The organism is Streptomyces sp. NPDC111802 (assembly GCF_055634335.1).
In genome coordinates this window covers 107,487-120,280 of sequence record NZ_JBVKCZ010000032.1, presented here as the reverse complement: position 1 = coordinate 120,280, position 12,794 = coordinate 107,487, and the positions used below count along the sequence as shown (strand labels likewise).

Annotated in this window: 12 protein-coding genes; 4 read left to right on the top strand and 8 right to left on the bottom strand. The window is 71.5% G+C overall.

Features of this window, described 5'->3' with window-relative positions; translation table 11 throughout:
- Positions 1-161: 161 nt before the first annotated feature.
- Positions 162-704 (bottom strand): bacterial proteasome activator family protein, encoded by a 543-nt coding sequence (locus tag ACZ7NC_RS30915; RefSeq protein WP_471492789.1) that lies wholly within the window; start codon positions 702-704, stop codon positions 162-164.
- A 195-nt stretch (positions 705-899) separates the two neighbouring features.
- On the opposite strand from ACZ7NC_RS30915, the gene ACZ7NC_RS30910 reads away from it, so the two are divergent.
- Positions 900-1,766 carry a hypothetical protein gene (locus ACZ7NC_RS30910; protein WP_471492788.1) on the top strand — a complete coding sequence of 289 codons (867 nt, stop codon included), beginning with the start codon at positions 900-902 and terminating at the stop codon, positions 1,764-1,766.
- A gap of 210 nt (positions 1,767-1,976) precedes the next feature.
- Here ACZ7NC_RS30910 and ACZ7NC_RS30905 read toward each other — a convergent pair whose 3' ends face one another.
- A complete protein-coding gene (locus ACZ7NC_RS30905) occupies positions 1,977-2,957 on the bottom strand; it encodes an NAD(P)H-quinone oxidoreductase (protein ID WP_471492787.1) in 981 nt (326 codons plus the stop codon).
- Between the two features lie 242 nt (positions 2,958-3,199).
- On the opposite strand from ACZ7NC_RS30905, the gene ACZ7NC_RS30900 reads away from it, so the two are divergent.
- Together ACZ7NC_RS30900 and ACZ7NC_RS30895 are read left to right on the top strand one after the other, a co-directional pair.
- Complete coding sequence (locus ACZ7NC_RS30900; RefSeq protein ID WP_471492786.1) at positions 3,200-4,249, top strand: ATP-binding cassette domain-containing protein; 1,050 nt, start codon at positions 3,200-3,202, stop codon at positions 4,247-4,249.
- Positions 4,246-5,094, top strand: coding sequence for an ABC transporter permease (locus tag ACZ7NC_RS30895; RefSeq protein WP_471492785.1), 849 nt, complete (start codon positions 4,246-4,248; stop codon positions 5,092-5,094). The genes ACZ7NC_RS30900 and ACZ7NC_RS30895 overlap by 4 nt, the downstream gene beginning before the upstream one ends.
- 9 nt (positions 5,095-5,103) lie before the next feature.
- Here ACZ7NC_RS30895 and ACZ7NC_RS30890 read toward each other — a convergent pair whose 3' ends face one another.
- The 6 genes from ACZ7NC_RS30890 to pdhA form a co-directional block, all read right to left on the bottom strand.
- A complete protein-coding gene (locus ACZ7NC_RS30890) occupies positions 5,104-6,213 on the bottom strand; it encodes a potassium channel family protein (protein ID WP_471492784.1) in 1,110 nt (369 codons plus the stop codon).
- Entirely contained in the window at positions 6,210-7,589 is a 1,380-nt protein-coding gene (locus tag ACZ7NC_RS30885; RefSeq protein ID WP_471492783.1) for a molybdopterin molybdotransferase MoeA, read from the bottom strand. The genes ACZ7NC_RS30890 and ACZ7NC_RS30885 overlap by 4 nt, the downstream gene beginning before the upstream one ends.
- Positions 7,586-8,533: an NTP transferase domain-containing protein gene (locus ACZ7NC_RS30880; protein ID WP_471492782.1), complete on the bottom strand. Its 948-nt coding sequence runs from the start codon at positions 8,531-8,533 to the stop codon at positions 7,586-7,588. The genes ACZ7NC_RS30885 and ACZ7NC_RS30880 overlap by 4 nt, the downstream gene beginning before the upstream one ends.
- Before the next feature lie 64 nt (positions 8,534-8,597).
- Positions 8,598-9,959 (bottom strand): dihydrolipoamide acetyltransferase family protein, encoded by a 1,362-nt coding sequence (locus ACZ7NC_RS30875; RefSeq protein ID WP_471492781.1) that lies wholly within the window; start codon positions 9,957-9,959, stop codon positions 8,598-8,600.
- A 17-nt stretch (positions 9,960-9,976) separates the two neighbouring features.
- Entirely contained in the window at positions 9,977-10,981 is a 1,005-nt protein-coding gene (locus ACZ7NC_RS30870; protein ID WP_471492780.1) for an alpha-ketoacid dehydrogenase subunit beta, read from the bottom strand.
- Positions 10,978-12,114: a pyruvate dehydrogenase (acetyl-transferring) E1 component subunit alpha gene (gene pdhA, locus ACZ7NC_RS30865; RefSeq protein ID WP_471492779.1), complete on the bottom strand. Its 1,137-nt coding sequence runs from the start codon at positions 12,112-12,114 to the stop codon at positions 10,978-10,980. Before pdhA ends, ACZ7NC_RS30870 begins: the two co-directional genes overlap by 4 nt.
- Before the next feature lie 190 nt (positions 12,115-12,304).
- Between pdhA and ACZ7NC_RS30860 the strand changes: the two genes are divergently transcribed.
- A complete protein-coding gene (locus ACZ7NC_RS30860; RefSeq protein ID WP_383412976.1) occupies positions 12,305-12,790 on the top strand; it encodes an Lrp/AsnC family transcriptional regulator in 486 nt (161 codons plus the stop codon).
- Positions 12,791-12,794 lie beyond the last annotated feature (4 nt).

Genomic DNA, 12,794 nt, shown 5'->3' with positions numbered 1-12,794 from the left:
AGACCAACCACGCACTCCCAGTAACGTCCACTACTCGCTGAAAGTTGCCAGACACCCGCCGCTACCTGCAGAAACGTCCTAACTCACCGGCATTGTGACGTCCGCGATGTGAAAGGGCCCGGCAGCATCTGGCTGCCGGGCCCTTCGCGGATCCAGGGCGGTTACAGGTACGGCCCGCCCGAGCGGCCGCCGAGGTGCTGCTCACCGTCCTCGTGGCCGCCGACCCCCGGCGGGAGGGCACGGCGCATCTGCTCCAGCTGGGCTCGCGCGGCCATCTGCTGGGCGAAGAGCGTGGTCTGGATGCCGTGGAAGAGGCCCTCCAGCCAGCCGACCAACTGGGCCTGCGCGATGCGCAGTTCCGCGTCGGACGGGGTCCCCTCGTCCGTGAAGGGCAGGGAGAGCCGCTCCAGCTCCTCGACGAGCTCCGGCGCCAGGCCGTCCTCCAGCTCCTTCACCGAACTGGCGTGGATCTCCTTCAGCCGGACCCGGCTCGCCTCGTCCAGAGGAGCAGCGCGTACTTCCTCCAGCAGCTGCTTGATCATGCTGCCGATCCGCATGACCTTCGCCGGCTGTTCGACCTGCTCCGTCACGGGAATCTCGCGGGAGTCCTCGTCTGCGTTGCCGCCGCTGAGCGCCATACCGTCCTGGCCAACGACCAGGATCTGGGGATTCTCGGGCGACCTTTCGTTCCTCGGCATCTCCATGCCGCCATTCTCTCGCACCCGTACAGCTCATCATCGTGGTGCCCCCGGTGTGGGGTGATCCACCTTTTACGTCCCTGGTATTTCTGTCAGCCTGCGGCGCTGTGCCGGCACGACCTCCAGCGGAGGGTGCGCCCGATTGGGTCGGGTGGCCGAGTCCGGAATGCCGGGTGTGTCAGGTGCTGTGAGGGTTGTTCCATGACTTCATGGCTGGGGGCGGTGCGGGGGCGTACGCGAGCGGCCTCGAGTGGGCCGCACGCCTTGTCGTGGCAGGCGAGGCCGCTGGTCCTGGTGGTGGCGGTGCTGGTCGTCTGGCTGTGCGGGGCCGGGGTGTCGTACGGCCGTGACGCCCCGGCCGGCGAGGCTGCGTCCGCCGTGGCGCCCTTCGGTTCCACGGCTGTGTCCCTGCCGTCGTCCGAGGTTGCGGCGGAGCCCGCGAGCTCGCCGACCGCAGGCTCGGAGGCGTCGTCCGGCTCCTCGGCCGAGGCCTCGCCTTCCTCCGTTCCGCCTACGGCGTCCGAGGGCCCCGCCACCTCCTCTGCCGCGTCCGATGAGGCATCCGGGGAGACCGGCAAGTCGTCGGGCAGGCCGCCCGAGAAGCCGGTGAAGGCGGTGAAGCCCAGGGCGTCGTCCAGCCCTACCGCCCACGGCCCGGCCGCGGCCCGACACGACCCCTCCGACAAGCCGTCCCGCGCCGGAAGCCGGGCCGGTGAGGGTCGGAAGCGGCCCGGGCGGGAGAAGGGGCCGCTGGAGGACGAGGAGGCGGCGAGGGACAGGCCGGATCGCGGTGACGACGTCGACGAGAGGGGCCGGGACCGCTCGGGTCCGCCGGAGGAGCGCGCGGACGACGGGGCGAGCGTGGCCGAGAGCTCTGCCGCCGCCGACGCCCCCGCCGAGGATCCGTCGCCCGCCACCCCGCCGACGCACCCGGCACGGCATCCCGCCACGCACGCCGACGGCCCCACCGAGCCGGTGATCGAACTCCTGCCCCTCGGCACGGGGCTCGTGCTCATCGGCCTCGGCCTGGGCCTCGCCTTCGTGGGCCTGCGGCTGCGCCGCGGCTAGGGTCTGTCGTTTGGATCAGGTCGGCTGAGAGGGACTGCGCATTTCAGCCGACCCAAGCGGGGTCTGGTGCGTGCAGCTGCAAGGCGGAGGAGGGCGGCGACGCGGAGCGTCGACAACCGACGACAACGCCGCAGATGTGCGTGCCAGACCCCGCGACGCCGGCATGATCCAAACGACAGGCCCTAGGTCGGACACGGCCTAGCGGGTGTCCTACGGCACGACGAGGAGCACCTTCCCCACATGCCCGCTCTCCTCCACCACCCGGTGTGCCTCGGCCGCGTCGCTCATGGGGAGCTCGCGGTCGACGACCGGGCGTACATGGCCGGCGTCCACGAGAGGCCAGACGTGCTCGCGTACGGCTGCCACGATCGCCGCCTTCTCGGCTAGGGGACGGGCGCGCAGGGAGGTCGCGCTGATGGCGCCGCGCTTGCCGAGGAGCACGCCGATGTTGAGTTCGCCCTTGATGCCGCCCTGCATGCCGATGATGGCGAGGCGCCCGTTGACGGCGAGGGCCTGGATGTTGCGGTCGAGGTACTTGGCGCCCATGTTGTCGAGGATGACGTCGGCACCGGCCCCGTCGGTGGCCTTCTTGACCTCCGCGACGAAGTCCTGTTCCCGGTAGTTGACCAGGATGTCGGCGCCCAGCTCGGCGCACCGGTCCAGCTTCTCCTTGCTGCCCGCGGTGACGGCGACGTTGGCGCCGACGGCCTTGGCGAGCTGGATGGCCATGGTGCCGATGCCGCTGGAGCCGCCGTGCACGAGCAGCGTCTCGCCGGGGCGGAGGTGGGCGACCATGAAGACGTTGGACCAGACCGTGCAGACCACCTCGGGCAGCGCGGCGGCCTGCGTCAGGTTCACGCCCTTGGGCAGGGGCAGCAGCTGACCGGCAGGCACGACGACCTTCTCGGCGTAGCCGCCGCCCGCGAGCAGCGCGCACACCTCGTCGCCGACGGCCCAGCCGGAGACGTTCGGGCCGAGCGCGGCGATCCGGCCGGAGCACTCCAGGCCGGGGTAGGGGGAGGCGCCGGGCGGCGGGTTGTAGAAGCCCTGCCGCTGCAGGATGTCGGCGCGGTTGACGGCGCCGGCCACCACCTCGACCAGCACCTCACCCTCACCGGCCTCGGGATCGGGGACCTCGTCCCACAACAGCGCCTCGGGTCCACCGGGTTCGGGAATCGTGATCGCATGCATGGGACGGACGCTACTCCTCGGCCCCGCGCCCGGTCCGCGCACTCCGTACTCCGGCACTGCGCACCCCGTACTCCGGCACTGCGCACTCCGCACCCCGTACTCCGCACCGAGCCTTCCGCCTCGGTCCTTGGGCGGGCCCCTTCGAAATCCCTGGGCGCCACCGATGAGTTTGCGCGACCGCAAAAGTCCCCCCATGCGTAGCCCAAGAACGCGGAAGGACCATCCGGAAGGACCCCGACAGCATGAGCACGCAGACGACGTCCGGTCTCGCGATCGAGACCGCCGGCCTGGTGAAGACGTTCGGCGAGACACGGGCCGTCGACGGCGTGGACCTCGCGGTCCCGGCCGGCACGGTCTACGGCGTTCTCGGCCCCAACGGCGCCGGCAAGACCACCACGGTGAAGATGCTCGCCACCCTGCTCCGACCCGACGGCGGCGAGGCCCATGTCTTCGGCCACGACATCGTCCGCGAGGCCGACGCCGTACGCGGCCGGGTGAGCCTCACCGGTCAGTACGCCTCCGTGGACGAGGACCTCACCGGCACCGAGAACCTGGTCCTGCTGGGCCGGCTCCTCGGCCACGCCAAGCAGGCCGCGCGGGCGCGCGCCGCGCAGCTGCTGGAGGCCTTCGGGCTGACGGACGCGGCCGGCAAGCAGGTCAAGAACTACTCCGGCGGCATGCGGCGCCGTATCGACATCGCCGCGTCCATCCTCAACACCCCCGACCTGCTCTTCCTCGACGAGCCGACGACCGGTCTCGACCCGCGCAGCCGCAACCAGGTGTGGGACATCGTGCGCGCGGTCGTCTCCCAGGGCACCACCGTGCTGCTGACCACCCAGTACCTCGACGAGGCCGATCAGCTGGCGTCCAGGATCGCCGTCATCGACCGCGGCAAGGTGATCGCCGAGGGGACCAAGGGCGAGCTGAAGGCGTCCGTCGGCGCCGGGTCCGTCCATCTGCGGCTGCGTGATCCGGAGCAGCGGCCGGAGGCCGAGCGCGTGCTGCGGCTGGCCCTGGACGCGGACGTGCAGCTGGAACCCGACCCGGTGGCCCTCACGGCACGCGTCGGTTCCGGGACCGCCAACGGCCGGGGTGCCGCGGAACAGGCCGGCCGCGCGCTCGCCGAGCTCGCCCGCACCGGCATCACCGTCGACAACTTCTCGCTGGGCCAGCCCAGCCTGGACGAGGTGTTCCTCGCCCTCACCGGACACGACACCCATGAGACCAAGAACGACAAGCACGCCGAGAACGACAAGCACGCCGAGGACGCCAAGGACGAGGTGACGGCATGAGCACCGCGACGCAGACCGAGAGCAAGGAACTCGCCCCCGTCAGCGCCGAGTCGCTCGCCGCGCTGCTCGTCACCAAGGAGCGCCCGCCGCGGCCCAGCGCCTGGTCGACCTCCATGACCTTCGGCTGGCGGGCGATCCTGAAGATCAAGCATGTGCCGGAGCAGCTCTTCGACGTCACCGCGTTCCCGATCATGATGGTGCTGATGTACACGTACCTGTTCGGGGGCGCCCTGGCCGGCTCCCCTAAGGAGTACATCCAGTTCCTGCTGCCGGGCATCCTGGTGATGTCGGTCGTGATGATCACCATGTACACCGGCGTCTCGGTGAACTCCGACATCGAGAAGGGCGTCTTCGACCGCTTCCGATCGCTGCCGATCTGGCGGCCGTCGACAATGGTCGGCTATCTGCTGGGCGACGCTCTGCGCTACACCATCGCGTCCGTCGTGATGCTCACCGTCGGCATGATCATCGGCTACCGCCCGGACGGCGGGGTGGGCGGTGTCCTGGCCGGGATCGCCCTGCTGGTCGCCTTCTCGTTCGCGTTCTCGTGGGTCTGGACGATGTTCGGGCTGATGCTGCGCTCCGAGAAGTCGGTGATGGGCGTCAGCATGATGGTGATCTTCCCGCTCACCTTCCTGTCCAACGTCTTCGTCGACCCGACGACCATGCCGGGTTGGCTCCAGGCGTTCGTGAACAACAGCCCGATCACCCATCTGGCCTCGGCCGTGCGCGGGTTGATGGCGGGCGACTGGCCGGCGGACGAGATCGCCTGGTCGGTGGGCTGGGCAGGACTGTTCGTGCTGGTCTTCGGGCCGATCACGATGCGGCTGTACAACCGCAAGTAGGGCCCGGCGTCAGAGGGGCTTCATCCCTGGGGGCAGACGCCGGTCATCGGGTGTGACCTGAGTGGCCGGCGTCGCCCGCACGATGGTGATGAGTCGGTCCGTCAACTCCAGTGTCCCGACGGCCGAATCGTCGTATCCGAGCACCCGATGCCCCCGGATGACGCTGACCACCAGGTCGTCGGTCTGCCGCGGGGTCTTGCCCACCTCGGCCCTTATGACCGGCCGTTCGATGATGTCGAGCCCGCTGCCCTGGTGGATCAGGTCCTCCAGGACCATTCCGGCGGCGGGGCTGAGCACCGACAGGCCGAGCAGCCGCCCGGCCGCGCTGGCGCTGGTGATGACCGCGTCGGCACCGGACTGCTTCAGCAGCGGGGCGTTCTCCTCCTCACGCACCGCGGCCACGATCTTCGCGCCGGGATTGAGCTGCCGGGCCGTCAACGTCACCAGCACGGCCGTGTCGTCCCGCTGGGTCGCGATGATGATCTTCCGCGCCTTGTGCACCTCGGCCCGCTTCAGGACCTCGCTGCGTGTGGCGTCGCCCGTGACCCCGGCGTATCCGTCCGCGACGGCCGCTTCGATCACCTTCGAACTCGGGTCGACCACGACGACCTGGTCCTTCCTCAGGCCGGTCGCGCAGACGGTCTGGATCGCCGAACGCCCCTTCGTGCCGAAGCCGACGACGACGGTGTGGTCGCGCAAGGTGGACCTCCAGCGGGTCAGACGCCATTCCTCCCGGGTCCGTTCGGTGAGGACCTCAAGGGTGGTACCGACCAGGATGATCAGGAACAGCACGCGCATGGGCGTGATGACGAAGATATTGGTGAGCCGGGCGGCGTCACTGACCGGCGTGATGTCGCCGTATCCGGTGGTGGAGAGGCTGACGGTCGCGTAGTAGAAGGCGTCGAGGAGATCGACGGAACCATCGGAGTTGTCGTTGTAGCCGTCGTGGTCGACATAGACGATCAAGGCGGTCAGGACGAGCAGCGACAGCGCAATCGTGAGCCTCTTGGCGACCTGCCGGAACGGATGCTCCACGATCTTCTTCGGAAGCTTCACCCGATAGGTCTCGGCACGCTCATCTGCCTGACGCGCTATGGCGTCCTGGCCCGGAAGTTTCACGTGAAACACACTTCGATGCCGGCACTGGCCCAGGGCAGATCGAGCAGTTCGGTCTCCTGACCAGCCCGTGCACCGCCCGGCGGTACGACGGCGAGCGCGTCCGCCGCCGCCATGCCCCGCAGCATGGCCGGCCCTTGGTAGTGCAAGGGCACTGCATGGTCGCCGCGCAGCACGACAGGGATGAGCCGGGTGTCGTACGGGTGGCCGTGCACCGCCTCGTTCAGGGGCAGCGTGTACGACTCGGGGGCGGGGCGGGCCGCGAGGGTACGCAGCATGGGTTCGGCCAGGGTGAGCAGGCCGGAGACGGCGGCGAGCGGGTTGCCGGGCAGGCCGACGAGGTGCTGGTTCTCCTTGGTGCGGGCCAGCAGCATGGGGTGGCCGGGTCGCACCTTGACGCCGTCCACCAGGAGCTCGGCGTCGATGCGCTGCAGGGTGGGATGGACGTGGTCGACGGGGCCGGCCGCGGTGCCGCCGGTGGTGACGATCAGATCGGCGTCGGACTTGGTGAGGGCCTTGCGCAGGGCCTTGGCGTCATCACCGAGTCGGCGTACGGCAGTGACCTCGGCGCCCAGTGCGCGCAGCCAGGGCGGCAGCATCGGGCCGAGGGCGTCGCGGATGAGCCCGTCGTGCGGACGCCCTTCGGTAAGCAACTCATCGCCGAGGATCAGGACTTCGACGCGAGGGCGGGGCACGGCGGTGACCGTGTCGTATCCGGCTGCCGCCGCCAGGCCGAGCACCGCAGGGGTCACCAGGCTGCCGACGGCGAGCAGTTGATCGCCGTTACGGCACTCCTGGCCGCGTGGGCGGATGTCCTGGCCGGGCTGGATCTCCCGGGTGGCGTGCAGATGGCCCTTGGCGTCCGTGCGGCCGTGTTCGCTGCGCAGGACGGCGGTGGTGTCCGGGGGGATGCGCGCGCCGGTCGCGATACGGACGGCCTCGCCGTCGGTGAGCGGCTCGGGCTCGGCGTGCCCGGCCAGGACGCCTTCCTCCCGTACGTCCCAGGGGCCGGGGCCTGCGACTGCCCAGCCGTCCATCGCCGAGGTGTCGAAGGAGGGCAGGTCGGTGAGGGCGGTGAGGGGCGTGGCCAGGGTGAGGCCGAGGGCGGCGTCGAGGGGGACGGAGACCGGAGCGCGGACGGCGGCACGGGCGGCGTTGCGGGCGGCACGGGCGGCGATGTCGCGGGCCTCGGGCCAGGGGGTTGCCTTGTGGTGGCGGTCGGCGTTGTCGCGGTCCGGCTTGCCCTGAGGGTGCGGGGTGGGCGCGGGCACGTGGTCGCCGGGGCTGCGGTGGCCGTTGTGTTCGTTCACGAGGGCGAGCACCTCCTCGACGTCGAGGTCCTCGGCGTCTTCGCCCGAGCGGATGCCGCGGGCGGTCATCCGGCGTCCGGTCGGGTGTCGGGGGTGGCGTCGGGGGCCGCGTCGGACTTGGCTGCTGCGGCCTCCTCCGCCCAGCGCAGGGCGAGCGCGGCGGCCTTGCGGGCCGCCTCGGCGACGGCTTCGGGGCCGCCCTGGCCGGCCTTGGCCTGCGCTGCCGCGTACCCGACGAGGAAGGTCGTCAGCGGTGCCGCGGGCCGCGCCACGCCGTGGGCGGCGTCGCGGGCGAGGTCCAGCAGCACCTTGGTGTCGACGTCGAGGTCGATGCCCAGTTCGTCCTTGACTGCGGAAATCCATTCATCCAACACGTGCCCATGCTCCCTGATGCGTGCCCTGGCGGTGGCGATGTCGTCCCAGGTGTCGCAGTCGAAGGACGCGACGGGGTCGGGGACGCGAATGAGGTCGAGCGCGCCGGTCAGCCGGCGCAGGGGGAGGCCGGTGAGGCCGTTGTGCCCTTGGGCGAGCTCGGCCAGTTCACGGCGTAGCACGGGCGCGCGGTACGCGGCGACGAGCGGCTGGTCACGGCCGTCGGCGTCGGTGAGCAGCGCGCCGTCGGCTTCGCCGGTGCTCAGGGCGGTCAGCAGCCGCCGCACCGTGCGCTCGTCGAGGAACGGCAGGTCGGCCGAGAGGACGACGACGGAATCCGCCGTGGTGTGCCGCAGCCCGGCGTCGAGGGCGGCCAGCGGTCCGCCGCCCGGCGGGTCCTCACGCGCCCAGGTCACCGGGCGCGCGGTGGGGCGGGGGTCGGCGACGACGACGGCCGTGCGGGCGTCGACGCAGGCGGCGAGCACCCGGTCGAGCAGCGGGCGCCCGCCGACGCGTACGGCGGGCTTGTCCACGCCGCCGAGCCGCCGGGCACCGCCTCCGGCGAGCACGACTGCGTCGTACACGACGTCGTCCCCGGTGTCGGTGGCGCCCTGCGCGCCTGTCGGCTCGTACGCGATCACCCCCCGAGTATGCGTGCCTTCACGATCACAGGGAACGCAGGGGAGGGCACCGGTCGTACATCCGTCACAGGGTGCGCAGCAGCACCGCCGGCTGTTCCACGCAGTCCGCGACATAGCGCAGGAAGCCGCCCGCCGTGCCGCCGTCGCAGACCCGGTGGTCGAAGGTGAGCGAGAGCTCGACGAGCTGGCGCACCGCCAGTTCGCCCTCGTGCACCCACGGCTTGGGGATGATGCGGCCGACGCCGAGCATCGCGGCCTCGGGGTGGTTGATGATCGGCGTGGAGCCGTCGACCCCGAACACCCCGTAGTTGTTCAACGTGAAGGTCCCGCCGGTGAGTTCCGCGGGTGTGAGGGTGCCCGTGCGGGCCGCCTCGGTCAGCCGGGCGAACTCGGCGGTCAGCGACTCCGCGTCCCGCGCGTGCGCGTCCCGTACGACCGGGACGACGAGCCCTCGGTCGGTCTGCGCGGCGAATCCGAGGTGCACATGGTCGAGCTGGACGACCTCCCTGGCCTCCATGTCGACCGTGGAGTTGAGCTCGGGGAACCGGGCCAGGGCGGCGGCGCATATCCGGGCCAGCAGGGCGATCAGGGAGATCTTCGGTCCCCCGGCGGCGTTCATCGCCGTCCGCGCCCGCATGAGCTCCGTCGCGTCGGCGTCCACCCAGCAGGTGGCGTCCGGGATCTCCCGCCGGCTGCGGGAGAGCTTGTCGGCCACGGCACCGCGGACGCCCTTGAGCGGGACACGGATACCGGCGGGGGCCGCGGAGGAGGAGATCGGGGCGGATGCGGCCGAGGGGGCCGACACGGCGGGGGCCCGGGTCTCGGCGGCCGGCGCCGCCGTCCTGCCCTGCGCGGCGGCGGCACGCAGCGCGTACTCCACGTCTGCGCGCAGGATCAGCCCGTCGGGTCCGGAGCCGTGCAGCTCTCGCAGGTCCAGGCCGTTCTCACGGGCGAGGCGGCGGACGAGCGGGGAGATGACCGGCACGGGCCCGTCGCCGGTCTCCCGGGCGGCGGCACTGCCGTTGGCGGCGGCGGACCCCGCGGCGGGCGCCCCCGCGACCTCCACCGGTACCGCGGGCACCGTCTCCCCCGGCCGCACCCTCCGGCGTCGCGCCGGCGCCTGAGAGGTGCCGTATCCCACCAGCACGTTCCCGGAGCCCTCGGTCTCGCCGTCGGTGGCCGGGGCGCCCACGGCCACCGTCAGCAGCGGCGCGCCGACGGGCAGTTCCGTGCCCTCCTCGCCGAAGCGGGCCGTGACGACGCCGCCGTAGGGGCAGGGGATGTCGACCATCGCCTTGGCCGTCTCGACCTCGACGACCGGCTGGTCGACCGCGACGAGGTCTCCGACCTCGACAAGCCAACGAACAATCTCCGCTTCGGTGAGCCCCTCCCCGAGGTCGGGGAGCTTGAACTCCAGACTGTGCATCTCAGAAGCGTGTGCCATCAGCTCTCGGCCTCCCATTGCAGACGCCCCACGGCGTCCAGGATCCGGTCCACGCCGGGCAGGTGGTGACGCTCCAGCATCGGCGGCGGATAGGGGATGTCGAACCCGGCCACGCGCAGCACCGGCGCCTCCAGATGGTGGAAGCAGCGCTCCGTGACCCGGGCCGCGATCTCCCCTCCCGGTCCGCCGAACCCGCCCGACTCGTGTACGACGACCGCCCGCCCGGTCCGCCGTACCGAGGCGGCGACCGTCTCGTCGTCGAACGGCACCAGCGAGCGCAGGTCGACGACTTCGAGGTCCCACCCCTCCTCCCGTGCCGCCTCGGCGGCTTCGAGGCAGACGGGCACGGACGGTCCGTACGTGATGAGCGTGGCACTCCGGCCGGAGCGCCGCACCACCGCGCGGCCTATCGGTTCAACGGTCTGCGGGTCCTCCGGGTTCCAGGCGTCCTTCGACCAGTACAGCCGCTTGGGCTCCAGGAAGATCACCGGGTCGTCGGAGGCGATGGCGGCGCGCAGCAGCCCGTAGGCGTCGGCGACGGTCGCGGGCGTGACGACATGGAGCCCCGGAGTCGCCATGTAGTACGCCTCGGACGAGTCGCTGTGGTGCTCTACGCCGCCGATGCCGCCGCCGTAGGGGACACGGACGGTGATCGGGAGCGGCATCCTGCCGCGGGTGCGGTTGCGCATGCGCGCCACGTGCGAGATCAGCTGCTCGAAGGCCGGGTAGGCGAAGGCGTCGAACTGCATCTCCACGACCGGGCGCAGGCCGTACATGGCCATGCCCACCGCGGTGCCCAGGATGCCCGCCTCGGCGAGCGGGGTGTCCGTGACACGGTCCTCGCCGAACTCCTTGGCGAGCCCGTCGGTGACGCGGAAGACACCGCCGAGGGTGCCGACGTCCTCACCCATGACGTGCACGGTGGGGTCCTCTGCCATGGCGTCGCGCATCGCGCGCGTGAGGGCCTGCGCCATGGTGGCCGGCTTGACGGCGACGGTGGTCATCGGTGCGACCCTTCCGACTCGGCGTCGAGCTCGGCCTGCAACTGTGCGTGCTGTTCGCGCAGTTGCGGGGTGGGCTCGGCGTACACGTGGGCGAACAGGTCCCTGGGGTCGAGCACCGGGTCCTGGTTCATACGCTCGCGCAGGTCGGCGGCCATGGCCTCGGCCGCGTCCTTCGCGGCCTGCTTGCCGGCCTCGTCGAGGAGCCCGCGCTCGGTCAGCTCCTGCTCCAGGAGGGCGATCGGGTCGTGTCCGCGCCAGGTCTCGACCTCGGAGTCACCGCGGTAGCGGGTCGCGTCGTCGGCGTTGGTGTGGGCGTCGATGCGGTAGGTGATCGCCTCGACCAGCGTCGGACCGCCGCCCGCGCGCGCGTGCCGTACGGCGTCGCCGATGACCTCGTGCACGGCGGCCGCGTCGTTGCCGTCGACCAGGCGGCCGGGCATGCCGTAGCCGACGGCCTTGTGGGCCAGCGACGGGGCCGCGGTCTGCTTGGCGAGCGGGACGGAGATCGCGAAGCCGTTGTTCTGGACGAGGAAGACAACGGGCGCCTGCCATACGGCCGCGAAGTTCAGTGCCTCGTGGAAGTCGCCCTCGCTGGTGCCGCCGTCGCCGACCATGGCGAGCGCGACCACGTCGTCGCCCTTGAGACGGGCGGCGTGCGCGAGGCCGACCGCGTGCGGGAGCTGGGTGGCGAGCGGCGTGCACAGGGGCGCGACACGGTGCTCATGGGGGTCGTAGCCGGTGTGCCAGTCGCCGCGCAGCAGGGTCAGGGCCTGGACGGGGTCCACGCCGCGTGCGACGGCCGCGAGGGTGTCGCGGTAGCTCGGGAAGAGCCAGTCGCGCTCCTGAAGGGCCAGCGCGGCGGCGACCTCGCAGGCCTCCTGGCCGGTGCTGGACGGGTAGACGGCGAGGCGGCCCTGCTTGGTGAGCGCGGTCGCCTGGGTGTTGTACCGGCGCCCGCGCACCAGCCCGGCATAGAGCCGGCGCAGCAGGTCCGGGTCGGCCTTCGCGGCCGCCTCCGTCCCGAGGACGCGGTACGGCTCGGCGTCGGGCAGCAGCGGGGCGGGGTCCATGCGGGGCTGCCAGGCGGGCGGCGGCGATGGCCGGTACGCCCCTCGCTGCTCCATGACCGTCATGACGGCACCTCCTCGTGGGAGTGGCTACGGGAGGCGCGGCTTCTGTGATGCGCCTCACCTACCGATTGTTCGGTCGCCGGCACATTTTGGCTACAGGCACCCTCAGGCTGTGGACAAACGGTTCTCCACAGCCTCCAATGAACGCACTACGTCCATGGAGGGAAGGCAGGGGGACATGGCGCCTGAACAAATGGCCGAGAGCCCGGAGGGCGGCGTCCCCCTGCCGCCGCCGCGTCCGCTCGACGCCATCGACCAGGACATCCTGCAGATGCTCCAGGCCGACGGCCGGGCGTCGATACGGTCGGTCGCCGAGCGGGTCCATGTCTCGCGCGCCAACGCGTACGCGCGCATCAACCGCCTCATCGAGGACGGCGTCATCCGCGGTTTCGGAGCCCGCGTCGACCACGAACGCGCGGGTCAGGGCACATCGGCGTACATCACCCTGAAGATCGTCCAGAACTCCTGGCGCACGGTCCGCGAACAGCTCCGCCAGCTCCCGGGCGCCTCCCACATCGCCCTGGTGGGCGGCGATTTCGACGTCCTGCTCCTGGTGCACACGCCCGACAACCGAGCCCTGCGCGAACTGGTCCTCACCCGCCTCCAGGCGATCCCCGAGGTGCTCAGCTCCCGCACGCTGCTGGTGTTCGAGGAGGAGGACCTGGAGCCGCAGGGCTGAGGGT

Bases quoted from the DNA above. Each gene is read 5' to 3' on its own strand.
- ACZ7NC_RS30905 (WP_471492787.1), bottom strand. From the start codon at position 2,957: ATGCATGCGATCACGATTCCCGAACCCGGTGGACCCGAGGCGCTGTTG.
- ACZ7NC_RS30885 (WP_471492783.1), bottom strand. From the start codon at position 7,589: ATGACCGCCCGCGGCATCCGCTCGGGCGAAGACGCCGAGGACCTCGAC.
- ACZ7NC_RS30910 (WP_471492788.1), top strand. From the start codon at position 900: ATGACTTCATGGCTGGGGGCGGTGCGGGGGCGTACGCGAGCGGCCTCG.
- pdhA (WP_471492779.1), bottom strand. From the start codon at position 12,114: ATGACGGTCATGGAGCAGCGAGGGGCGTACCGGCCATCGCCGCCGCCC.
- ACZ7NC_RS30860 (WP_383412976.1), top strand. From the start codon at position 12,305: ATGGCCGAGAGCCCGGAGGGCGGCGTCCCCCTGCCGCCGCCGCGTCCG.
- ACZ7NC_RS30895 (WP_471492785.1), top strand. From the start codon at position 4,246: ATGAGCACCGCGACGCAGACCGAGAGCAAGGAACTCGCCCCCGTCAGC.
- ACZ7NC_RS30870 (WP_471492780.1), bottom strand. From the start codon at position 10,981: ATGACCACCGTCGCCGTCAAGCCGGCCACCATGGCGCAGGCCCTCACG.
- ACZ7NC_RS30900 (WP_471492786.1), top strand. From the start codon at position 3,200: ATGAGCACGCAGACGACGTCCGGTCTCGCGATCGAGACCGCCGGCCTG.
- ACZ7NC_RS30875 (WP_471492781.1), bottom strand. From the start codon at position 9,959: ATGCACAGTCTGGAGTTCAAGCTCCCCGACCTCGGGGAGGGGCTCACC.
- ACZ7NC_RS30915 (WP_471492789.1), bottom strand. From the start codon at position 704: ATGGAGATGCCGAGGAACGAAAGGTCGCCCGAGAATCCCCAGATCCTG.